The following is a 20,427-nucleotide window of genomic DNA, read 5'->3' as shown; positions in this document are numbered from 1 at the left end:
TTATTTTCCTGTCTTTTTGAAGTTTTCAAACTCCGCTGTAACTACCTCTAACGCTTTTAAGAAGTTCTCTGCACCTATTGCACCCATTATAGGTTGATACATAGGCTCACCACTTGGAAGTAAAAACCAAATGGCTGGTGTTCCTGGCTGCCAAAGTTCTTTTGGCATATAGTCATTCTCATCACTATAAGAGATGATTGAGATATAATCTTTGTTTAAAGCATCTACAACTCTTTTATCTTTTAAAGTACCCTCATCTAAAATAACACAAAACTTACATGTATGTCTTGATGAAATAAATAAAACAGGTTTCATAAATCTTGTTGCTTCTTTTATTCCAGCTTCATAATCTTTAGCCCATTTAATCTCAGATGCCATGATTGTAGTAGCAAACAGAAGTGTTAAGTATATTAATATTTTACGCATGTTTTTTCACCTTTTTAAGAAGTTCATTTGAGCACTCTATCGCACTTTTTTTTGTAACATCAATAACTATATCAGCCAAAGAGAGATACTCTGGACGGCGCTCACGATAAAGTTCTTCAGCCTTTTTTAGATCAGCCAACAGTGGTCTTTTTTTTAGTTTTCTCATTGCATTTGGATGATTTTTTATACGTTTAATAATCTTCTCAAATGGAGAGTCCAAAAGAACGATTGTTCCTATTTTTTTGAGGTTTTTTTGCTTGTAAAAACCACCACCAGTTGAGATAAGAGTATTTTTAACACTCGATTCAAGCCATAAAGCAACATCTAGTTCTAACTTTCTAAAGTAGCCCTCACCATCTTCTTCAAATATTTTTTTAACACTTTTATTTTCCATACTCTCAATTAAGTCATCAGTATCTACAGCAATATAATCAGAGTGTTTTATAACTTCACGAGCCACACTACCCTTTCCAACTCCCATAAAGCCAATCAAAATGATGTTTTTCATCAAAATCCTTAAGTAATATTAAATGCGATTAGTCGCATGAGCCATCTATAGTAGCAAAAGCACTCATGTCAAAATCTGGTTTAGTTTTTCTAATTTTATTATATATCAGAACTGGTGCTATAACATTATATTGTAAAATTACCATACTTATTATAAAACTAAGTGCAGAAATTTTTAGCAGTTCTGGAATATAAAATGCGAATATAAAACCAAATAGAGATACAATAAAAAGAAAAAACTGGGCTCTAGATAAGTTTTTATTTATCATTTCGTTCATTGTTGGGATTGTCATATAGCCCATAGCATTGAGATGGAACCAAACAAGAAATGGAATTATTTTATACAGCATCCCCATCATAATAGATAGTATAAACCCGCCACCAAGTAAAATTCCGACCATTACGACATATTCATGTTTAAAGTACTCATCAAAAATCCAAAGAAAAGCACCAAGTGTTAAAGATATGCTTGCAACTCTCCAATACCAAACAGTCACATCACTTATAGGACGACGGCGAGTACTAAGTTTCCTCCATACAGTAGTAGCAAATGCCCAGAAAAACAGTGCAATCCAAGCCTTCCCAATAATAGAATAGGATTCTGCAAATATACTTGTAAATAACCATATAAGCAAGCCTATACTAATAAGTAAAACAACTCTTTTTTTACAAAATTGTTTAAATCTTGGAGCAACATAAAACATAGGTAAGACTTGAAATGTAACACCAATAATCAAGATGCCTCCAAAACCAAATATTCCCCATACACTATGAACATTAGCAATCATATTTCTATATAATGCATAATCTTCATCTACATAAGTAAAAAGTAAAAATAGTCCCATGAGAATCGTCAAAGATGCAAAGACAAGGCTTACACTCATCGCTTTTACAGTTGGGTTAAAGTTTTTAACTTTTACTATTGCCATTGCTATAACTGTGATTATCATTGTAAAACCGACACTTAGCAAAACTAAAGCGGCTACATCAAAAAATACAGTTTCAGACATAAGTCCGAGTAACATAAAGATAGTACCAATTACTAAAAATATATGCGAAGTTTTTGAGACTATATTTACTTTTGGAATTTGTACTCCAGCTAAAACAGGCAACATCTGAGTTAATGAACCAAGCATAATAAAACCCAAAAAACCTATTGTCAAAGCATGCGTTATTACAATAGAATCGGTAGAATACCTGCTCATCAAAATATTAGCATCACTAAAAAGAATTAAAAAGCCTGCGAATATTGCGAAAAGTGGAGCAGTTAGATAAAATCTAAGCGGTGCGAATATAGGAGGGGCTTGATCTATTGATAAACCATTAAGTTCCATAGTTAACTCCGATAAAATTATTCAACAATCATGGACTCCATCATGTCAACTATTCTTGGTGACTCTGCACTTAAGTGTTGCTGTGCCATAGTGTAAAGCATCTGCTCTTCTTTCATATTATGTTGTTGCATTAGAATCATCAGAGTCTCTGATAGACCAAAAAACTTATCTTTGTTATTATCAGCTAAAGCTTCACCCATCTGTTTTACAAGACTTCTCATTTGAATATGTTCATGTCTCATCATTGCAGTTGGACCTTCTGTCATACCAGTTTTAGTCTCAAACTCTACAAACATAACTCTCTCTTCCATTTGAAAATGTCTCTCAGTTGCATTTGCAAACTCTTCAAATTCACTCTTAGCATCTGCTAAAGAACCACTAGCCTTTGCTTCCATGCCTGCGAACAACTCGTCACATCTACTATGGTCTGCTGATAAATATTCTTTGATTGTACTCATTGTTTATACCTTGATTAAATAATTTTTGTATTATATTCAAAAAAAATAAAATTGAGATTATCATAAATCAAGCAAACTGATGTATAAGAACAATGAACTTGCATTTGTTATTTAAACAGCTTTTTACTATAATATCTCTCTTTTAAATATATTAGGAATAAATATGAAAAACAAAAAATATATAACTCTAGGTTTTGCCTCTGTTACAATCGCAATATCCATAATTTTTTCTGCAAATCTTTTTGCAAAAACTACAGATCACACAAAGAAGGAAGCTTCAAGACTTGAAGCTCTTGCAAAGTTTACTAAAGTCATAAGCATAGTTGAGCAATACAATGTAGATGATGTGACTATTGAAGAGTTAATGGACAAAGCACTTCAAGGTATGATGAGTAACCTTGACGCTCATTCAAACTTTCTTACTCAAAAAGACTACAAAAGGCTAAAAGTTCAAACAGATGGTGAATTTGGTGGACTTGGAATTACTGTTGGTGTTAGAGATGGAGCATTAACAGTTATCGCTCCTATTGAAGGAACTCCTGCAGATGAAGCTGGTTTAAAGTCTGGTGATATTATCTTAAAAATAAACGAAGAGTCAACTCTAAACATGACAATAGACGAAGCTGTTTCTATTATGAGAGGAAAAGTTGGTGATCCAATTGAGATTACAATCGTTCGCAAGGGAGAAGCTAAACCTATTCCTATAAATATTGTTAGAGGTATTATAACAATTGAATCAGTCTACACGAAAACTATCGGTAAAGACATTCTCTATGTTCGTGTAACAAGCTTTGATAAAAAAGTTGTTGAAGATGTAATGAAAGCTATCAATACAAAAAAAGCTATGACAAAAGGTATTATTCTTGATTTAAGGAATAACCCTGGCGGATTACTCGATCAAGCTGTTGGACTTGTTGATTTATTTGTAGATGAGGGTGATATAGTTTCTCAAAAAGGTCGTAAAGAATCTGACAATCAAGTTTACAAGGCTAAAAAGTCCAATACAGTTACAGATGTACCCTTAGTTGTTTTAGTTAATGGAGGAAGTGCTTCTGCTTCTGAGATTGTTAGTGGAGCACTGCAAGATCACAAACGTGGTGTAATCCTTGGTGAAAATACATTTGGAAAAGGAAGTGTGCAAGTTGTACTTCCTATAACAAAAGAAGAGGCTATCAAGCTTACAATAGCAAGATATTACCTTCCAAGTGGAAGAACTATTCAAGCTGTTGGTGTTAAACCAGATATTGAAGTTCAACCAGGAGAAGTTACAGAGAGAGAAAACGGTTTTTCAATCAAAGAGGCTGATCTTAAAAAGCATCTAGAAGAAGAGTTAGTTAAAGTTAACGGTCATGACAAAAACAAAGACGAAAAGTCCAAAAAAGCTGAAAAAGATAAGGCTAAAAAAGATATAATCACGCAAGAACAATTATATAAAGATATTCAACTAAAAGAATCAGTTGATATTATGAAAGCATTAATAATCGTAAAAGGATAAAGACTAGAATGGAAAAAAGAGAACTACTCTACGAAGGAAAAGCTAAAAGGTTATTTTTAACTGATGATAAGGACTTACTTATCTCAGAGTTCAAAGATGATTTAACAGCGTTTAATGGTGAGAAAAAATCGAGTGAAGCTGGTAAAGGTGCGCTTAATAATAAAATCTCTACAGAACTGTTTAAACTTTTAGAAGCAAACGGAATCCAAACTCACTTTGTAGAAATGATGGATGATAATCATATGCTTCACAAGAAAGTTGATGTAATTTTAATCGAAGTTATAGTTCGCAATATTGCAACTGGTAGTTTAAGCCGTAACCTAGGTATAGAAGATGGAAAAGTTCTTCCATTTACTCTAGTTGAGTTTGATTATAAAGATGATGCTTTAGGTGATCCTAAACTAAATGACCAACATGCACTTATTCTTGGGTTGGTTGATTATCAAGATGAACTAGACAAGCTTCGACGTATGGCAAGACAAGTAAATGACATACTTAAGCCGTATTTTGCCCAAAAAGGTCTTAATCTTGTTGATTTCAAACTTGAGTTTGGAAAAGACAGTAATGGAAATATTATCTTAGTGGATGAAATTTCTCCTGATAATTGTCGTTTTTGGGATGTTGAGAGTGGTGAAAAGATGGACAAAGATAGATTTCGTCAAGGTCTAGGCGGCTTAACAGTAGCTTATGAGCAAGTATTAAATAGAATTTTAGGAAAATAACACAATGAAAGCAATAGTAAATGTATCTCTAAAAGCAGGTGTTTTAGACTCTCAAGGCAAAGCAGTACACCATGCACTAGACTCGCTTCACTTCAATGGAGTAAGTGATGTTCGTGTTGGCAAACAAATAATTTTAGAACTAGAAACAAAAGATAAAACAGTTGCAATGGCTGATGTTACTAAGATGTGTGAAGAGCTTCTTGCAAACACTGTAATAGAAGATTATGAGATAGAGCTAGTTTAATGAAAGTATCTATCCTTCAATTTCCAGGAACTAACTGTGAGTATGACACTCAACATGCTTTTGAAGCATTAGGTGCTAAAACAGAAATTATTTGGCATAAATCTGAGTCAATCCCAAGCGATACTACTCTTTTAGTGATAGCCGGTGGATTCTCATATGGGGATTACCTAAGAAGTGGTGCTATTGCAAGATTTTCTCCTGTTATGAAAGCGGTGGAGAGTTATGCAAAAAATGGCGGTAAAGTTCTTGGCATCTGTAATGGTTTTCAGGTATTAACTGAAGCTGGGCTTCTTCCAGGTGCTCTTAAAAGAAATGAACATCTCCATTTTTTATCTAAACATCATCACTTAAAAGTTATCAACAATGATAATATTTTCTTAGAAAAATTAGCTAATAACGATGTTGTGAATATTCCTATCGCTCATCACGATGGAAACTACTTCATAGATGCCAATGGCTTAAAAGAGCTAGAAGCGAACAATCAAATACTTTTAAAATATACAGATGCTAACGGCAATATACAAAACCCTAACGGTAGTGTTGAGTCTATTGCTGGCATATGTAATAAAGAAAAAAATGTATTTGGTCTTATGCCTCATCCAGAGCGTGCTATGGAGACAATTCTTGGAAGTGATAATGGCGTTAAAATGCTTCAAGGATTTTTAGAAGCGTGATTCGTCTACTTCTTTTAGGGTTGCTATTCCTAACAACTCTAAACTCTAACGAAATCACTATTATTGATGATAACAATGTATCATATGGTGCACTTGAGACAAATCAAACTATTTCTACTCCTTCTTTACAAAAAGTTTTATATCTTAATTTTGAAAAAATACCAGATAGAGTTATAAAGGGAGAAATCTTTTTTGTAACTATTAAAACGCTATCAACTGTACCAAACTTTATAGATATTACTTATGAACTTACAAACCATCAGGGATTAAAAGTTTTAAATGAGATTCCTTATAGAGAAGAAGACTCTAAATACTACTATGAAACTTTTTACTTTTTAACAACTTCAAGTAATGCTGTACTGCCAGACTTTACAGCTTCTATACATGACTATAACAACACTATATATAGAGAGACTACACTTGCAGGTAAAGAACTTAATGTTGTTACACTAAATCCTAAGAAAGATTTTGCAAACATAGTTGCAAATTCTTTTGAACTACTAGAATATAAAACTTCTTCTTACGATGATCAACATAATATTGTAGTCTTTGTAGCGACTGCGACTGACTGCGATATAAGTGCATTTGAACTTAAAAATGTTCATAAGCAAGGTGCGGAATCAATGATTGAATCTCACTTTGATTCAAAAATTGTTTACTACGCAGTTATAAACAAAGATATAGAAAATTTCTCTTTCTCTTACTTTAGCTTAGAGAAAAACAGCTTTGTACGTATAAATATACCTATCATTGTAATAGATGATAGTGTAACAACACAAACTGACCTTAAACCAAAAGATCAATCACGTGAAAGACTAAAGATGATGATAGCAGGTGTTGTCTCATTAATAATTTTTATTTTTATTTTATGGAGAAAAAAGTATATATATTCAGTGTTAATTATTATCCCTTTGGCATATATAGCTTATTTAGCTATCCCTTCAAAAGAAGTTTGCATAAAAGTTGGATCTGAGATATACCTGCTTCCAGTTCATAATGGAACTATATTTGAGAGAACCAGTAGTGTATACCACTTACAAAAAGAGGGAAGTGTGAAAGACTTTGTAAAAGTAAAATTAAAAAATGAAAAAATAGGTTGGGTGAAAAATGAAGATATTTGCACGAATTAGTTGGCTTTTTGCAACGATAGTTATTTTTTCTTATTTAACACTTATGATAGTGTTATATTATCTTGTTCCAAGACCATACTCTAGAAAAATATCAGCTTGGCTAATCAGGCTAACAACTTTTTACACCGTAGATATAGAAGGTCAAGAAGACCCTGAAGCTCAAATGTTTTTAATAAATCATCAAAGTGATTTAGACATCTGCGTTATGGAAACAATCAGTAAAAAAGATTTAGCATGGGTAGCAAAAAAAGAGCTTTTTGACATACCTTTATTTGGACTTGTTTTAAAGCTTCCACAAGATATTGCTATTAAAAGAGAGAGTAAAACTTCTCTTATCAAGTTTTTAAGAGATGCAAAAGATAGGCTGGATAAAGGAAGAGTTATTACTATGTTTCCAGAGGGAACTCGCTCTACTAAAGGTAAATTACTTCCTTTTAAATCAGGTGCAAAAACTGTTGCTGATAAATATCAACTGCGTGTACAACCTATCGTTTTTATGCAAACAGCTAAATACTATAATATTAAAGAGTTTTACTACAAACCAGGTCGTATAAAGGTAATATATATGGACTCTTTTATGGCTGATAAAAGCAATAAAGATTGGTTAAAAGATTTAAGAGTTAAAATGCAAAAGGTGTATGATGATGAGTTGGCAAACAATCCTAGCCATAGGTAGTGGTGGTTTTATTGGAGCAGTTTTAAGAGCCTATTTCAATGGTTTAATATCGCATAAATTACCACATGACATTCCTTTTGGAACTCTAGGTGTAAATTTGCTAGGTAGCTTTTTCATGGGACTGTTAATCGCATACTTTATGTACACAACACTCTTTTCACTTCATGCAAAATCATTTCTATCTACTGGGATTTTAGGAGCACTGACAACTTACTCAACATTTGCTATTGAGAGTTTCTTGCTTTTAGAGAGTGGGCATATAGTTTTAGCACTTGCAAACGTTTCGCTAAATGCTTTTGGCACCATTTTTATGGCTGGCGGTGGTTTTTATATTGCTAAGTATTTTTTAAAGTGATTACATTGTAAATCTAGAAAAATTTATTTTTCTTAGCTTCAGGGGGTTGCAAGGGACATTTTGTCCCTGCCACTAAAACGGACGAGTTCGTTTTAGTGCGTAACATAGTTAAATCATAATAATCTCATCAGCACACCACTTAGCAAGTTCTAAGTCGTGTGTAATAAGAAGCATTCCCATCTCACCAAGAGAGTTGATTAGCATGTTCATAACTTCAAGCTGTATAACATTATCAAGTGCTGATGTAGGTTCATCAAGTAGTAAAATTTCTGGTTTCATAAGCATCGCTCTAAGGATTGAAGCACGTTGAAGCTGTCCTCCGGAGAGTTCATGTGGAAGTTTTAAAAGTAACTCATAATCAAGATTTAGGCTATTTAAGTAACCCTCCATAGCTTCTGTGGATGCTACATCTTCTATCTGGTTTAGTAGTGAATAACTTGGATGAAATGAGCTGTATGGGTCTTGGTAAACCTCAGATGCACAGGCACACTCTATAGTTCCGCTTAGTGGCTTTAAGTTTTTTAGTATCAACTCAAAGAGTGTACTTTTTCCAGCTCCACTAGCTCCGACTATAGCTTTTATCTCACCTTTTTTTAAAGTAACAGATAAATCATTAAAGAGTAAAAAATCTTTTTTGTATCCAAAAGATAAATTTTTAACTTCTAAAATATTACTCAACAATCAACTCTTAGTAAGTGCTAAATATAATTTAGTTAATTCTTTGTATAGAACATCCGGCTTAATGTCACTGTTATCTTCCCAGATACGCTTCATCACAACATTATCTTCTGTACCATTCCAAACTTTAATGTAAGAACCCTCTTTATATCCATTGTCTTGACGGAATTGATTTAAAATATTTTTTCCAACATATAGGCGATATAGTGTCTCTAAGTCAAGTCCACTCATAAGAACTAAATCAAAAAACTCTTCTATGAAAGCATCTAAGTCAAGTTCTTCTTTACTAAGAGATATAAGCATAATATTTTCAACTTTAGCAATAACCTCATCTTGAGATGCAAAGAGTTCATTGCTAGTATCTATATTTGAAAAACTATTAAGAGCTGAAATATTTATAGCTAAATCTTCAATCCCGCCTCTTAAAGTGTTTGAATAGTTCTCGATAGCTAAACTCATCATAAAGTGCCAAACATCAACAACTTCTATTTGTAAGTTATCCCAGTCTGGTTCTTTATTTATACTTTTCCAGTGTTTCCACGAAAAACTGTCAACTATCTCAGCACATTCCATATAGATGCATCTGTTCCAGTTAATAGTCTTACCATTCTTTGTAACACCTTTTGTCCAGCCCTCTCCATTTGTAGCATCATTTAGTTGTGCTTGGAGTTGTAGCATTAATAATATTTTATCCATAGGTATATCTCTTTATGTTAATTAATTCGTTTATTTTATCTAATATGCTAGAATTCTCTACTTAAAAAGAGAGATTTATGAAAAGAATTAATTGTAGAAGATGTGAGTACTATTTTGTAACTTGGGAAAAGAACAAACCTCATGGATGTAAAGCGTATGGCTTTAAAGCACTACAAATACCATCTCTGGTAGTTTTTCAAAGTAGCGGCATGGATTGCTCAATGTTTAAAGAGAAAGCTCCGGCCAAATAATCTTTTTTCCAAAACCAAAACTATTGTCAGTCATCTTGAAATACTCTATTTTTATCTGCCAAAGTTTAGGATTCATTGCAAGTGCATATGGAAATTGTTTAAAATATAACTTTTTAAGCTCACTATCTTCAAGAGCAAAAATATAACCTCGAAACTGTAAACCCTGAATTTTACCAACACTCTTTGTCTCTAAAACAACACTTCCTGCTACATTTGGGTTTTTTAAAATATTTTGTATATGTGTGGTATCATCACTACTCGCGACAATAAAAGAGAGCTCTTTTTCATCAAAAGCATAAAAAAGGTTACAAACACTAAGTTCTGAATCCGCCGAAGTTGCAAGACTCATTACATGATGTTTATCAAGAAACGAAACTATTTTTTTAAGATTTTCATCCATTTAGTAGTTGAAATAAATATGTCTCTAGACCTTCGGCATCGACAATATCTCTTTTATCAAGCATCATCTTTGCAGTATCATCATTAACTAATGTATCATAGACATCCGTTGGATTATTCATATTATAATAGCTCTTTATAAAATCCAAAAGTATTGTAAAATTATCTTCTTTATGCGAATGTTGTTTAAAAACTTTAAACTCATCCCAATTTATATTTACCATTTTATTATGTCCTATGACTTATTTTTTCTAATGCTTTTTCTAATCTTGAAATTACTTGCGACATTTTAGCAGATGATACCGCAAAATTCAACCTCATAAAACCATCTCCTTCTCTACCAAAACTAAGACCTGCATTTAACCCAAGTTTAGCTTCTTCTACGAAAAACTTTCTAAGTGCTTTGTTGCTAAGCTCCATACCTCTACAATCCAGCCAAGCTAAGTATGTTGCTTCTATTGGTGTGACTTTTATTTTATCACTATATTTCTCACACACTTCTAAAAGCATTTGATAGTTATTCCATAGATGCAACTTTAAATCTTCAAGCCAATCTTTTCCCTCTCTATACGCTGCTTCAAATGCAGCATGACTAAGAACTGAACCTTGAGCGAAATGAACTTTTTTATAAGACTTTAAAAACTTTTTTCGTAAATCTTTATTTGCAATTGCAACACTACTCATAGCAAAACCGGCCATATTAAAAGTTTTTCCAACTCCAATAGCAGTAATTGTTATATTTCTTGCATCTTCACTAAGAGATGCAAATGGAATGTGTTTGTTTGGTGCGTAAACCAAATCTGAATGTATTTCATCACTAAAGACAATAATATTATATTTTAAACATAGTTCCAATATCTCTTCAAGCTCTTCTCGTCTCCAAACTCTTCCCACAGGATTATGAGGCGAGCAAAGAAGAAGCAGTTTTGTTTTTTCATCAATTTTAGACTTTAAATCTTCTATATCAAAAACATACCCTCCATCCGTATTTTGCTTTAGAGGATTTTTTAAAAGTTCTCTATCATGTTCCATTACACTGTGAAAAAATGGAGGATATACAGGTGTTTGAACTATTACCTTATCGCCCACATCACTAAAAGACTCAATTGCCAAACTCATAGAAGCAACTACAGAGTGAGAATAGAGCATGTCTTCTAACTCAAAACTTATGCCATGTTCATTTTTCATCCACTCTATCTGGGCTTCAAATGCACTAGTAGGAATTTCTTCATAGCCGACTATAGAGTGCTCTAGTCTTTTTTTTACGGCACTTATAACAAAATCAGGAGTATCTATATCCATATCTGCCACCCAAACAGGCAGGACATCTTCAGTTCCAAATAAATCTTTTCTTAAAGTATATTTTTCTGCATTTGTATCTTTTCTGCAAGCAGATTCTGTAAAGTTATATTTCAACGCTTTTTCCAAACACTAACTTGAGAAATAGTATGCTGATACTTTCTTGCCGTCTCTTTTATAACAAAGTCAAGATCTTGAATATGCAGAAGTTCAAACTTCTCTCCTAAAACTACTTTTAGAGAGTCAATAGTTCTAACCTCAACCCCATTAGCATCTACAAACCCACCAAGCCATAACTCTTTTGCAGTTGAGCTTTCTTGCCATGTATATGGTGAAGTGATTATTAAAATTCCATCCTCATTTAGTCTCTCATCTATCGTGTCTAAAAAGAGTCTAGGGTTGTAGAGTCTATCTATAAGGTTAGTAGCTATAACCAAATCGTAAGAATTGAAATTTGGTTTTAGGTTACAAGCATCTCCTTGCCAAAAAGAGACTCTGTCTTTTAGATTTTCATAACCCAACTCTTTTATACTTATCTTCTTATTTTGTACTAGTTCGCCCTCTTCTCTTGAGTGAAAAGCTACAAAACCATCTTCTTTTAACTTCGCTCCGACTTGGACAAAGCGAACAGAGAAGTCTATTCCTTCAACCTCATCAAAATCTTTTGCTAACTCATAAGTTGCACGTCCTGTTGCACATCCTAAATCAAGAGCTTTTGTTTTATTTATTGCAAATTTGGAAGCTATTTTGGCACACTCTATTGCAAAGTTTTTAACTCCAAAATGCGTATCTCCATACTGAAATTCACAGTACTGAGAAACTAGTTCATCGCTTTCATATATATCTGTCTCTTCATTATTACTATTATCTGAGATAACGTACCTAAAACCTGCATTCTGATAGAAGTGTTTTCTAAAAGCATAACGGGAGTGTTTCATTATCAGGTTTCCACTACTCGCCCATGAAGAGCCAAGTATAAGAGCGTGTTTATCATCAAATGTTGGAACTGAGAAGTCATCATAGGCTTCATGCACTTCAAAGCCTTCAAAAGCTCGTATAGGACTTCTGCTCCATTGCCAAACATTTCCTACCACATCAAAGATGCCATTAAAACTAAATTCATTTACAGGACAAGAACTTGCAAAGTGATAAAAGTTAAGATTTGCCCTACTCTCATGAAAGTTCGGTAGATCTTCTAACCTAGATTGATTATAAATTGCTCTGTACTCAGCTTCACTTGGAAGAGAGTATGTCACACCATTTTTTTGACTCTTATATCTACAAAATGCCTCAGCTTCAAGGGCATTTACATCAACTGGCCAGTCAAGTGGCATCTCTATAATCTCACTTAAAGTTCTATACTTATATGTTGAATCTTCTAAAACCCAAAAAGTTGGATATGAGGCTCCCGAGTTTTCTAAAAACTCTACTCCCTCATCATCCCAGAACTCTTTAGTTTGATAGCCGCCATTTTCTACAAACTCCATAAATTCGCCATTACTGACAAGGTACTTTGATGTTTTAAACTCTTGAACATCTTCTTCATAAGTACCATATTCATTATCCCATCCATAAAGAGGATGCTTCTTATCTTTTCCTAGTTCAATATGCTGAGACTTTATACTTATCATCTCATTTGTAGGTGCATCTGAGCTGTGAGAACACGCTTTGAACTCACTAACTTCTTTAACGAACTCTATTGGCATCTGACGATGAAGAACGAGTGAAGTCTCTATATGAATTCTCTCATGCTCAATCCCCATAATAATTACCCACATATCAGAGTCATCAGTAATTGGCAGAGTTAAAGGAAGAGTCATTATCAACTCATCAACCATCTCTCTGACCTTTGCTCTATACTCCCTAACTTCATCAACACTTGGCCAAGCATAGTTTTTAGCATCTACATCATCCCAAGACATCTCATCTACACCAACAGCGAAGATAGACTCAAAAGAAGCGTCTACTCTTTCATTTATAATTTTCATACTTATTAGTTTATTTACAAAAAAAGTTGCAGTATGTCCAAAATAAAATATCATAGGATGACGAGTCAATTCTGACTGTTTGTAAAATACATCATCATCTTTTAGTAGTTCAAATACTTTTTCATAGAGACTAAAGGTGTTGTCAAAATACTTTTTTATTTCTTGTCTCTTTTTTTGTATATCGTTTCCATCTAACGTTACTGGATACATGCTAAGGTTACTCAATTGAAGCCTTTAAATTTGATATAATCATTATATGAAAATTTATCAAAGTATTATATTAAATAGTTTCTCAAACTTAACTCATGCATTTACTACTAAGGATGGAGGAGTAAGTAAAAAACCTTATCTTTCATTGAATTTAGCTTATCATGTAGAAGATATTTCACAAGATGTAGATGCAAATCATGAACGTCTAGCATCTAGACTAAAGTACGATAAAAAAACACTTGTTCATATGAAACAGATACACTCTGATATAGTCCATATTGTAAGTGCTAATGAGAACTTTGACAATCCACCTACCTGTGATGCCCTAATTACAGATAAGAAAAATATTCCACTTATGGTGATGGTGGCAGACTGTAGTCCAATTCTCTTCTACGATTCTAAAAAAGAAGTTATAGCTGTTGCTCACGCCGGGCGACAAGGTGCTTTTAAAAATATAATTCAAAATGTTATTAATACCTTTACTAATAATTATGACTCTCATACTAAAAACATATATGTAACAATTGGTGCTAATATTGGTAGCTGCTGTTATGAAGTTGGGGATGAGATTTATGAAGAAGCTAAGAAACTAAATCTAGATTATTCTATTGAAAAAAGAGAAAACTCTTTTTATCTAGATGTAAATAAAATCTTAATGACTCAACTCTTGGCATCTGGAGTTAAAGAGGAAAATATTGAAGTCTTAAATGAATGTACTTGTTGTAATAGTGATAAGTATTTCTCATATAGAGCAGAGAAAATAACGGGAAGATTTGCTGGTGTATTAATGATGAAGGAATAAAAAAATGGATGTGTTTTTAGAAGAAGCAATCAAAGAAGCAAAAAAAGGTTTAGCTGAGGGTGGAATTCCTATCGGTTCAGTGCTTGTGATTGATAACAAAATTGTAGGACGAGGGCACAATAGACGCGTTCAAAACTCAAGTGCTATTTTACATGCAGAGATGGATTGCTTAGAAAATGCAGGACGATTAAAGGCAAGTGATTACAAAAAAGCAACTATATACTCAACTCTATCTCCATGTGATATGTGTAGTGGTGCCATACTTTTATATGGAATTAAAAAAGTTATAATCGGAGAAAATAAAACTTTTAAAGGACCTGAAGAGTATGTTAAATCAAGAGGTATAAAAGTTGAAGTCGTGAACAATAAAGAGTGTTGCAAGATAATGGAATCTTTTATTAAAGAATCTCCTCAACTTTGGAATGAAGATATTGGAAAATAAAAGCGTATCTATTGGTCTCCCTACGTGGACTCGAACCACGAGCTATCCCTTAGGAGGGGACTGCTTTATCCAGTTAAGCGATAAGGAGTACGGTGTAGAGACTATGTTATATTAAATTAATGCCGTGAGTGTCATTAATTTAATTTATTATGTACTTAGTTTAAAGATAAGAATTTTTTTGCTACTTCTACATTAAGTCCAGCTTTACTACAAGCTATTTCAATATTTTCTTGATTATCTAATAATCTTAAAAGTACTTTTACTCTTTGTGTCTGATTTATATTTCTAATTGACATCTGTTTTCCTTTTGTTTTAATTTTTAATTAAATCATTTAACAATAGTGAAATAACAAATTGACGGGTTCTAAAGGTGTTTAATGTTGCTTAGTACTGTGAGATATAAGGCTAGTTAAAATTGTTTAAAAAGTGTTGTTATAAACCTATAAAAAAAAGATTTAGTTTTGGTTGCGGAAGCAAGATTTGAACTTGCGACCTTCGGGTTATGAGCCCGACGAGCTACCGAACTGCTCTATTCCGCGACATCTGTAAGATTAAATCAAGATTTTTAAAAGTGAAGTAAAATTGTTGTAGTTGTTTGTTACATGGTGCGCCCGACACGATTCGAACGTGTGACCGCTGGTACCGCAAACCAGTACTCTATCCAGCTGAGCTACGAGCGCACACCATCTCTATTTTGAGAGGATGAAATTATAGCACTTTTAACTTATAATAATATAAACCTAGAATTAAGATTCCGTTTTTCTTAAGATTTTTTCTATTTCCTTCTCTTGAAGAAATAGTTCATGAGTTCTTCTTACATAAGCATGAAGTATTTTTTTTAAGTCATTATTTCCATCTATATTGAAATCTTTTGCCATATATTGTTCCAAAAAAGGTGCAAAATCATCTTCTACATCAACATCAAAACGACGACCACCTATATGTAAACCTATTTTTTTACTCATATATTTTTAGCCTAAAATACTTTCTATTTTTTCAACTATTTCTTCTATTTCTAAATCTTTCATAACGTTTGCTTCTGTAAGTTTTTCTATCTCAAAGTTTTTTGCTTCATTTTCAGCTTTTAATGTAACTATTTCTGTACGAAAAATTTTATTCTCTTCTTTTAAAGTGTTATAGTTCTGTAATATTAGTGATACTTTATCATTTAATTTATCTAAATTTGTTTGATTTTGCATTAAAAGTCCTATTTATGTTATATGAATATAATTCTATCATAAATAATTATCTTCTAGCAATTTTAATAATAGTTCTAGGACGAGTTTTAAAAGTATGCCAAAGTTATAGAAGCTACTTAGCTTCTATAACTTTTCTTAGTTCATCTTCTGAGCTGATTGTTATGATTTTTGTGATTGATTTATCATCAATATATGCAACTACAATTTTTTCTAAATTCATATTTGCTCTGTATGGTGCTGCTACTTTTTTATCATCAAGCAGTAAAACTGTGTGTTTAAAATCTTTTAATCCTGGCAGTATAAACATACTTCTGATTAGTGAAGGTGCTGCACTTACATCTGCTACAAACTGAGTATTGTTTTCACTTAAATATGTAGGGGATTGAGTAACAAAATAGTTATTACATATGTGTGCAATATCTTTTGAAAATGCAAAGATGACCTTTTTAGTACTTGCATCTAAAACTTGTGCTTTTTCAAACTGATCATTAAGCGCCATATCTGATAGACTTTTACCAACAACTAACTTTGGTTCAACCACTTGTTCATCAACATCTTTTGAACTACATCCTAAAAATACCAATGCAACCATTAACCCAACAATAATTTTTTTCATCTTATCTCCAAATTTATTTTTAACATACTACAATATGCAAAGTTGGAATTATGATGCTAATAAAACTTAGTTATGATTATTAATAATTTTCAAAGTAGCTATCACTTGTCTAAATACTATTTTTTTGCCTCTTTAATAATCTCATAAGCTTGATTTATCTCTTGAGTTTTAGCAGTTGATTCCTCTATATAGGCTTCATCTTTATCTTGTGATTTTATAATATCAGGATGGTATTGACGTATGAGTTTTCTATATGTCTTTTTAATCACACTCATGTCATCACCTTCATTTACAGCTAAAATCTTACAAGCTTCTTCAAGACTCATTGTCTGTTGTTTGTTTTTGAGCATATTCTCAAACTTGCCCACCATTGCATCATATTCAGAAGGTGTAACATTTAGTTCTGAAACTATTTCACGTAGAACCTTATCTTCATCAGAACTAATCCCACTGTCTACAAATGCAAGTTGGATTAAGAATTCTATAAACTGTTTACGTTTTAATCTACTACGACCAAGAAGTTTGTTTAAAGAGTGTGCTATCTCTTTTGTGTCGTCATCTCTATCTTTTTCTTCATTGAAAATTTCTTTTAAGATAGCTCTTGTTTTATCTTTATCGGGAAAAATAGCGGAGATGTCATCAAACATAATACCAACGAGTTGTGCTTCTAGTTTTTGTACTCTTCCATCTGCTTTAGCAACTTTTGCAACAAGAGCAATAAAAAGTCCCAACTCGCTCTCTCTAAATAACTCTTTAGAGCTTGATATCTTTCTTAGTTTATTTCTAGCATAGATTTTATATAGTTTAAATGCAACATATAAAGAAGCTATAACCCAAAGTGTTACCCATATATTTACAATAAATATATAATAAAATAGCACCAAGACTACTGCTAAATATATCCATTTTTTTAATTTAATCATTTTTTATCCACTTATAATATAGTTCATCAATATTAGCACAATTTATTGCATATTTATTAAACCCTATTAAAAGCACTCAATAAATCTTAAGTACATCAATACTAACCAGACACTTGAAGATGTTATAGGTAGCGCTAAAACGTACACTATGGAGCGTGCTATAGAGAATGTGAAGGTGCCTACTATCAACGCATAACAAAACTTTAGCTGCTCAACTTTGATAATCATAACCTTATTTTAAACTCTTAAAAAAACTATTTACTTTTATATTTTGATTTAATGTCTTTATCTTAAATTTAAATATATTTTCCATCCGCCATAAGAACTAATTTCTTCAGCTTCTTTTAGATAATCGCTCTCACATAAAAAGCCGTACACTAAACTCTCATCTTCAAGGATTACACTACCTATACATAGAGGCGAAGCTACCTGAACCATAAAAGCTCCAAAATTTTCCAATGGAATACTCCACACTTCAAGCTCTAGAGAATATTCACTGCTAACATCACGCACCATTCCTGGTCGTGGTGGAGTTTTCTCTGGAACATTAAAAAGTCTATAGCCTTTAGCTGTAGCTGTTTTTTTCACAAAAGTAGCTCCAAGTTCTATAAGCTGATGATTTAATGGTAGTCCACGCATATGTGCACCGCATACTGCTAGTTCTATAAACTTACTCATTTGAATCCTTTTTCATATAACGTTCACCTATTTGCATTAGTTTTCTATCATCAAATGCATCTGAGAAAAGTGTTACACCAAAAGGCATTCCATTTTCTCTAAAACCTGCAGGAACAGCACATGCAGAAAAATCAAGAAGATTCATAAAGTTTGTGTAGTAACCAAGATTTGTGTTTAACTGTATTGGGTCAGCATTTACCTCATCTATTTTATAAATCGTTCCAGTTGTAGGTGTAAGTGCAAAATCAATATCTTTCATAAGCATATCAGATTGACGTTTATATGCTTTTAGTTTATACTCTGCATTAAAATAATCCTCTGCACTTTTTGTTTTACCAGAAGCAATAATTGTCTTTGTGACTTCTATAAAACTATCCGGCTTATTTTCAATCATATCTTTTACAGCAACATAACGCTCAGTTACCCATGGACCATAGTAAAGCAAATTTGCTGCTTCAAGCATAGGTGTAAAATCCATATCAACGGCAACTCCACCTATAAACTTAAAACTTTCAACCGATTTGTAAAAAAGTTTTTCTGCTTCAGAATCTCCAAAAAATTCTAACTGCTCTTTTTTAGGTACCGCAAATGTAAAACTAGACAGAGCACTATTTTGTGTACTTGGCATCTCTGTGCTGTATGGGTCATTCTCATCAAATGAAGCAGCAACGTCAAATACAACTCGTGCATCTTGTGTATCATTTGCAAATATAGATACACAATCTAAACTACGACATGCTGGAACTACTCCCGAAGTACTAAGAACACCTTTTGAAGGTTTTACCCCTACAAGATTGTTAAATGCAGCAGGTACACGACCTGAACCTGCCGTGTCAGTTCCAAGTGAAAATACTGCCATATCAAGAGCCACGCTTACAGCACTTCCTGAACTAGAGCCACCTGATATATACTCAGGATTTATACTGTTTTTACATGCACCATAAGGAGAACGTGTTCCAACCAAGCCTGTAGCAAACTGATCTAGATTTGTTTTTCCAACAGGAATAGCACCCGCTTCAATAAGTTTAGCTACGACATAAGCAGATTCACTTGGTGTATAACTATAATCAGGACAAGCAGCTGTAGTTGGAACATTTTTTAAATCAATATTGTCTTTTATAGCGAAAGGAATGCCATAAAGAGGAAGAGATAAAGCATCACAATTTTCTAAGTTTTTTAAATAGGGTTCTAATTCTTCATCACTTAGAGTGTAGATCCATATAGGATTATCAGCATTAGCATCTATGCGCTCTTTTATCTGCTTCATTAACTCTCTTGGAGTCAGTCTTTTATTTATATAACTATTTTTTAAATCTGATATTGTCATTATTTTTCCTTATTTAAATTGTTGTTTGTGGTATATCATCATCTTTTGTACGCAGTGCTTCAATTAATGCTGCACTAAGTATAAAAACACCACCAAGGTACTCGAGCGGTGTCATTATTTCACCTGCTATTATGCTTGCAGATATAACTGCTGTTATTAACTCTAGTATTATTATTATCGATGAACGTCCTGCTTCCATATGAGTTACTCCCCATTGCGAACCTATGTTTGCAAGCAAAAGCCAAAATATAGAATAGGCAAGTATTAAAATCCATGTCTCATAACTTATGTCCAATGTGATTTCTTCAGCACCACCAAGTAGTAAAAATCCACAAAGCGTAAAACAGCCCAAAAACATAATGCCGACTTTTGAACTGACAGGTACAGCCTGAGCTGCACGAAAGGTAAGATTATTCATTGCAAAGAATAAACCTGAGAGTAATGCTATTAGGTCTATCCATGAAGGAGGAGTACTAAAAGCATCAAAACCTCCAAGAATGAGAAAAGCTCCACATACGGCTAAAAACACACCCATATAACGCCAAGAGTCAATACTTTCTTTTAAGAAAAATTTTCCTCCGAGTACTCCCCAAACAGGGAGAAGATAAAAAAGCACCATCACACGAATAACTTCGCCATTTATAAGAGCATAAGTAAAAGCAAGGTTTGCACCTCCTCCAAAGAGAGCTATAAAAAATATTGCTCTTTTATGTTCACACATAATTTTTATATGTTTTAGTAAAAATTGACTTAAGATAAGTGCTAAAATCCCATAAGTAAGAAGAGTAAGCGTCAATCCATCTACACCCATATTATTTATGTATTTTAAAGGAATCCATGAAAGTCCCCACATTATTGAGGCTCCCATTAGAATAAATACAGGAAGATTAAAAATCAT

The 20,427-nt window shown here is 32.9% G+C and carries 28 protein-coding genes and 3 tRNA genes; 10 read left to right on the top strand and 21 right to left on the bottom strand.

The annotated features are described in order from the left end of the window. Genes ACLHDE_RS02885 through ACLHDE_RS02870 form a run of 4 tightly spaced genes read right to left on the bottom strand, consistent with a single transcriptional unit; the run spans nt 1 to nt 2,725 of the window. Nucleotides 1–426 carry a DUF255 domain-containing protein gene (locus tag ACLHDE_RS02885; protein WP_415397659.1) on the bottom strand — a complete coding sequence of 142 codons (426 nt, stop codon included), beginning with the start codon at nt 424–426 and terminating at the stop codon, nt 1–3. Then, nucleotides 419–934, bottom strand: coding sequence for a shikimate kinase (locus ACLHDE_RS02880; RefSeq protein WP_415397658.1), 516 nt, complete (start codon nt 932–934; stop codon nt 419–421). Before ACLHDE_RS02880 ends, ACLHDE_RS02885 begins: the two co-directional genes overlap by 8 nt. Nucleotides 935–962: 28 nt before the next feature. Then, nucleotides 963–2,267 (bottom strand): hypothetical protein, encoded by a 1,305-nt coding sequence (locus ACLHDE_RS02875; RefSeq protein WP_415397657.1) that lies wholly within the window; start codon nt 2,265–2,267, stop codon nt 963–965. Nucleotides 2,268–2,284: 17 nt separating this feature from the next. Then, entirely contained in the window at nt 2,285–2,725 is a 441-nt protein-coding gene (locus ACLHDE_RS02870) for a hemerythrin domain-containing protein (protein ID WP_415397656.1), read from the bottom strand. A 163-nt stretch (nt 2,726–2,888) separates the two neighbouring features. On the opposite strand from ACLHDE_RS02870, the gene ACLHDE_RS02865 reads away from it, so the two are divergent. The 7 genes from ACLHDE_RS02865 to crcB are packed head-to-tail and all read left to right on the top strand — an operon-like array spanning nt 2,889 to nt 8,021. Continuing rightward, nucleotides 2,889–4,220, top strand: coding sequence for a S41 family peptidase (locus ACLHDE_RS02865; RefSeq protein ID WP_415397655.1), 1,332 nt, complete (start codon nt 2,889–2,891; stop codon nt 4,218–4,220). Between the two features lie 8 nt (nt 4,221–4,228). Continuing rightward, a complete protein-coding gene (purC, locus tag ACLHDE_RS02860; protein ID WP_415397654.1) occupies nt 4,229–4,942 on the top strand; it encodes a phosphoribosylaminoimidazolesuccinocarboxamide synthase in 714 nt (237 codons plus the stop codon). 4 nt (nt 4,943–4,946) lie between these two features. Next, nucleotides 4,947–5,186, top strand: a complete 240-nt coding sequence (gene purS, locus ACLHDE_RS02855) for a phosphoribosylformylglycinamidine synthase subunit PurS (protein WP_415397653.1) — start codon at nt 4,947–4,949, stop codon at nt 5,184–5,186. Then, nucleotides 5,186–5,860, top strand: coding sequence for a phosphoribosylformylglycinamidine synthase subunit PurQ (gene purQ / locus ACLHDE_RS02850; protein WP_415397652.1), 675 nt, complete (start codon nt 5,186–5,188; stop codon nt 5,858–5,860). The genes purS and purQ overlap by 1 nt, the downstream gene beginning before the upstream one ends. After that, nucleotides 5,857–6,990 (top strand): hypothetical protein, encoded by a 1,134-nt coding sequence (locus ACLHDE_RS02845; RefSeq protein ID WP_415397651.1) that lies wholly within the window; start codon nt 5,857–5,859, stop codon nt 6,988–6,990. Before purQ ends, ACLHDE_RS02845 begins: the two co-directional genes overlap by 4 nt. Then, a complete protein-coding gene (locus tag ACLHDE_RS02840; protein WP_415397650.1) occupies nt 6,968–7,666 on the top strand; it encodes a lysophospholipid acyltransferase family protein in 699 nt (232 codons plus the stop codon). Before ACLHDE_RS02845 ends, ACLHDE_RS02840 begins: the two co-directional genes overlap by 23 nt. After that, entirely contained in the window at nt 7,635–8,021 is a 387-nt protein-coding gene (crcB, locus tag ACLHDE_RS02835; RefSeq protein ID WP_415397649.1) for a fluoride efflux transporter CrcB, read from the top strand. Before ACLHDE_RS02840 ends, crcB begins: the two co-directional genes overlap by 32 nt. Before the next feature lie 108 nt (nt 8,022–8,129). Here crcB and ACLHDE_RS02830 read toward each other — a convergent pair whose 3' ends face one another. Further along, complete coding sequence (locus ACLHDE_RS02830; protein WP_415397648.1) at nt 8,130–8,699, bottom strand: ATP-binding cassette domain-containing protein; 570 nt, start codon at nt 8,697–8,699, stop codon at nt 8,130–8,132. A gap of 3 nt (nt 8,700–8,702) precedes the next feature. Next, nucleotides 8,703–9,395: a dUTP diphosphatase gene (locus tag ACLHDE_RS02825; RefSeq protein ID WP_415397647.1), complete on the bottom strand. Its 693-nt coding sequence runs from the start codon at nt 9,393–9,395 to the stop codon at nt 8,703–8,705. Between the two features lie 77 nt (nt 9,396–9,472). Between ACLHDE_RS02825 and ACLHDE_RS02820 the strand changes: the two genes are divergently transcribed. Next, on the top strand, nt 9,473–9,646 hold the full coding sequence (locus ACLHDE_RS02820) for a uracil-DNA glycosylase (RefSeq protein WP_415397646.1): 174 nt from the start codon (nt 9,473–9,475) through the stop codon (nt 9,644–9,646). Here the strand turns inward: ACLHDE_RS02820 and ACLHDE_RS02815 are convergent. From ACLHDE_RS02815 to ovoA, 4 genes are read right to left on the bottom strand one after another with little or no spacing between them, the layout of a single operon-like run. Beyond that, nucleotides 9,621–10,046 carry a pyridoxamine 5'-phosphate oxidase family protein gene (locus tag ACLHDE_RS02815; RefSeq protein WP_415397645.1) on the bottom strand — a complete coding sequence of 142 codons (426 nt, stop codon included), beginning with the start codon at nt 10,044–10,046 and terminating at the stop codon, nt 9,621–9,623. The two genes, ACLHDE_RS02820 and ACLHDE_RS02815, sit on opposite strands and share 26 nt — an antisense overlap. Further along, nucleotides 10,039–10,269, bottom strand: coding sequence for a hypothetical protein (locus ACLHDE_RS02810; RefSeq protein ID WP_415397644.1), 231 nt, complete (start codon nt 10,267–10,269; stop codon nt 10,039–10,041). Before ACLHDE_RS02810 ends, ACLHDE_RS02815 begins: the two co-directional genes overlap by 8 nt. Nucleotides 10,270–10,273: 4 nt before the next feature. Continuing rightward, on the bottom strand, nt 10,274–11,461 hold the full coding sequence (locus ACLHDE_RS02805) for a PatB family C-S lyase (protein ID WP_415397643.1): 1,188 nt from the start codon (nt 11,459–11,461) through the stop codon (nt 10,274–10,276). Further along, entirely contained in the window at nt 11,458–13,557 is a 2,100-nt protein-coding gene (ovoA, locus tag ACLHDE_RS02800; RefSeq protein WP_415397642.1) for a 5-histidylcysteine sulfoxide synthase, read from the bottom strand. Before ovoA ends, ACLHDE_RS02805 begins: the two co-directional genes overlap by 4 nt. Nucleotides 13,558–13,588: 31 nt before the next feature. On the opposite strand from ovoA, the gene pgeF reads away from it, so the two are divergent. Then, nucleotides 13,589–14,344: a peptidoglycan editing factor PgeF gene (pgeF, locus tag ACLHDE_RS02795; protein ID WP_415397641.1), complete on the top strand. Its 756-nt coding sequence runs from the start codon at nt 13,589–13,591 to the stop codon at nt 14,342–14,344. 4 nt (nt 14,345–14,348) lie between these two features. Beyond that, nucleotides 14,349–14,786, top strand: a complete 438-nt coding sequence (locus ACLHDE_RS02790) for a nucleoside deaminase (protein ID WP_415397640.1) — start codon at nt 14,349–14,351, stop codon at nt 14,784–14,786. 12 nt (nt 14,787–14,798) lie between these two features. On the opposite strand, the gene ACLHDE_RS02785 is transcribed toward ACLHDE_RS02790, so the two are convergent. The 11 genes from ACLHDE_RS02785 to ACLHDE_RS02735 form a co-directional block, all read right to left on the bottom strand. Next, a tRNA-Arg gene (locus ACLHDE_RS02785) sits at nt 14,799–14,874 on the bottom strand. 67 nt (nt 14,875–14,941) lie between these two features. Then, nucleotides 14,942–15,082: a hypothetical protein gene (locus ACLHDE_RS02780; RefSeq protein ID WP_415397639.1), complete on the bottom strand. Its 141-nt coding sequence runs from the start codon at nt 15,080–15,082 to the stop codon at nt 14,942–14,944. A gap of 166 nt (nt 15,083–15,248) precedes the next feature. Next, nucleotides 15,249–15,325, bottom strand: a tRNA-Met gene (locus ACLHDE_RS02775). Nucleotides 15,326–15,389: 64 nt separating this feature from the next. Next, nucleotides 15,390–15,466: transfer RNA gene (locus ACLHDE_RS02770), tRNA-Arg, on the bottom strand. Nucleotides 15,467–15,532: 66 nt separating this feature from the next. Beyond that, nucleotides 15,533–15,751, bottom strand: a complete 219-nt coding sequence (locus ACLHDE_RS02765; protein ID WP_415397638.1) for a hypothetical protein — start codon at nt 15,749–15,751, stop codon at nt 15,533–15,535. 6 nt (nt 15,752–15,757) lie between these two features. After that, a complete protein-coding gene (locus ACLHDE_RS02760; RefSeq protein ID WP_415397637.1) occupies nt 15,758–15,985 on the bottom strand; it encodes a hypothetical protein in 228 nt (75 codons plus the stop codon). A gap of 112 nt (nt 15,986–16,097) precedes the next feature. Further along, nucleotides 16,098–16,601: a hypothetical protein gene (locus tag ACLHDE_RS02755; protein WP_415397636.1), complete on the bottom strand. Its 504-nt coding sequence runs from the start codon at nt 16,599–16,601 to the stop codon at nt 16,098–16,100. 116 nt (nt 16,602–16,717) lie between these two features. Then, on the bottom strand, nt 16,718–17,524 hold the full coding sequence (locus tag ACLHDE_RS02750) for a TerB family tellurite resistance protein (protein ID WP_415397635.1): 807 nt from the start codon (nt 17,522–17,524) through the stop codon (nt 16,718–16,720). Nucleotides 17,525–17,809: 285 nt separating this feature from the next. Then, nucleotides 17,810–18,202 carry a hypothetical protein gene (locus ACLHDE_RS02745; protein WP_415397634.1) on the bottom strand — a complete coding sequence of 131 codons (393 nt, stop codon included), beginning with the start codon at nt 18,200–18,202 and terminating at the stop codon, nt 17,810–17,812. Continuing rightward, entirely contained in the window at nt 18,195–19,529 is a 1,335-nt protein-coding gene (atzF, locus tag ACLHDE_RS02740; protein WP_415397633.1) for an allophanate hydrolase, read from the bottom strand. The genes ACLHDE_RS02745 and atzF overlap by 8 nt, the downstream gene beginning before the upstream one ends. Nucleotides 19,530–19,542: 13 nt before the next feature. Beyond that, nucleotides 19,543–20,427 carry a DMT family transporter gene (locus tag ACLHDE_RS02735; RefSeq protein ID WP_415397632.1) on the bottom strand — a complete coding sequence of 295 codons (885 nt, stop codon included), beginning with the start codon at nt 20,425–20,427 and terminating at the stop codon, nt 19,543–19,545.

Origin of the sequence: Sulfurimonas iocasae, from assembly GCF_047716755.1 — a bacterium.
In the GTDB taxonomy this organism is placed as follows: Bacteria; Campylobacterota; Campylobacteria; order Campylobacterales; family Sulfurimonadaceae; genus Sulfurimonas.
Note: the sequence above shows the minus strand (reverse complement) of the source record. Positions and strands in the feature narration are given on the sequence as shown.

Bases quoted from the DNA above. Each gene is read 5' to 3' on its own strand.
- ACLHDE_RS02840 (WP_415397650.1), top strand. From the start codon at position 6,968: ATGAAGATATTTGCACGAATTAGTTGGCTTTTTGCAACGATAGTTATT.
- ACLHDE_RS02765 (WP_415397638.1), bottom strand. From the start codon at position 15,751: ATGAGTAAAAAAATAGGTTTACATATAGGTGGTCGTCGTTTTGATGTT.
- ACLHDE_RS02865 (WP_415397655.1), top strand. From the start codon at position 2,889: ATGAAAAACAAAAAATATATAACTCTAGGTTTTGCCTCTGTTACAATC.
- purQ (WP_415397652.1), top strand. From the start codon at position 5,186: ATGAAAGTATCTATCCTTCAATTTCCAGGAACTAACTGTGAGTATGAC.
- ACLHDE_RS02815 (WP_415397645.1), bottom strand. From the start codon at position 10,046: ATGGATGAAAATCTTAAAAAAATAGTTTCGTTTCTTGATAAACATCAT.
- ACLHDE_RS02750 (WP_415397635.1), bottom strand. From the start codon at position 17,524: ATGATTAAATTAAAAAAATGGATATATTTAGCAGTAGTCTTGGTGCTA.
- ACLHDE_RS02870 (WP_415397656.1), bottom strand. From the start codon at position 2,725: ATGAGTACAATCAAAGAATATTTATCAGCAGACCATAGTAGATGTGAC.
- ACLHDE_RS02825 (WP_415397647.1), bottom strand. From the start codon at position 9,395: ATGGATAAAATATTATTAATGCTACAACTCCAAGCACAACTAAATGAT.
- ACLHDE_RS02735 (WP_415397632.1), bottom strand. From the start codon at position 20,427: ATGATTTTTAATCTTCCTGTATTTATTCTAATGGGAGCCTCAATAATG.
- ACLHDE_RS02820 (WP_415397646.1), top strand. From the start codon at position 9,473: ATGAAAAGAATTAATTGTAGAAGATGTGAGTACTATTTTGTAACTTGG.
- ACLHDE_RS02760 (WP_415397637.1), bottom strand. From the start codon at position 15,985: ATGCAAAATCAAACAAATTTAGATAAATTAAATGATAAAGTATCACTA.
- atzF (WP_415397633.1), bottom strand. From the start codon at position 19,529: ATGACAATATCAGATTTAAAAAATAGTTATATAAATAAAAGACTGACT.
- ACLHDE_RS02810 (WP_415397644.1), bottom strand. From the start codon at position 10,269: ATGGTAAATATAAATTGGGATGAGTTTAAAGTTTTTAAACAACATTCG.
- purS (WP_415397653.1), top strand. From the start codon at position 4,947: ATGAAAGCAATAGTAAATGTATCTCTAAAAGCAGGTGTTTTAGACTCT.
- purC (WP_415397654.1), top strand. From the start codon at position 4,229: ATGGAAAAAAGAGAACTACTCTACGAAGGAAAAGCTAAAAGGTTATTT.
- ACLHDE_RS02885 (WP_415397659.1), bottom strand. From the start codon at position 426: ATGCGTAAAATATTAATATACTTAACACTTCTGTTTGCTACTACAATC.
- crcB (WP_415397649.1), top strand. From the start codon at position 7,635: ATGAGTTGGCAAACAATCCTAGCCATAGGTAGTGGTGGTTTTATTGGA.
- ACLHDE_RS02780 (WP_415397639.1), bottom strand. From the start codon at position 15,082: ATGTCAATTAGAAATATAAATCAGACACAAAGAGTAAAAGTACTTTTA.
- ACLHDE_RS02790 (WP_415397640.1), top strand. From the start codon at position 14,349: ATGGATGTGTTTTTAGAAGAAGCAATCAAAGAAGCAAAAAAAGGTTTA.
- ACLHDE_RS02755 (WP_415397636.1), bottom strand. From the start codon at position 16,601: ATGAAAAAAATTATTGTTGGGTTAATGGTTGCATTGGTATTTTTAGGA.
- ACLHDE_RS02875 (WP_415397657.1), bottom strand. From the start codon at position 2,267: ATGGAACTTAATGGTTTATCAATAGATCAAGCCCCTCCTATATTCGCA.
- pgeF (WP_415397641.1), top strand. From the start codon at position 13,589: ATGAAAATTTATCAAAGTATTATATTAAATAGTTTCTCAAACTTAACT.
- ACLHDE_RS02745 (WP_415397634.1), bottom strand. From the start codon at position 18,202: ATGAGTAAGTTTATAGAACTAGCAGTATGCGGTGCACATATGCGTGGA.
- ACLHDE_RS02880 (WP_415397658.1), bottom strand. From the start codon at position 934: ATGAAAAACATCATTTTGATTGGCTTTATGGGAGTTGGAAAGGGTAGT.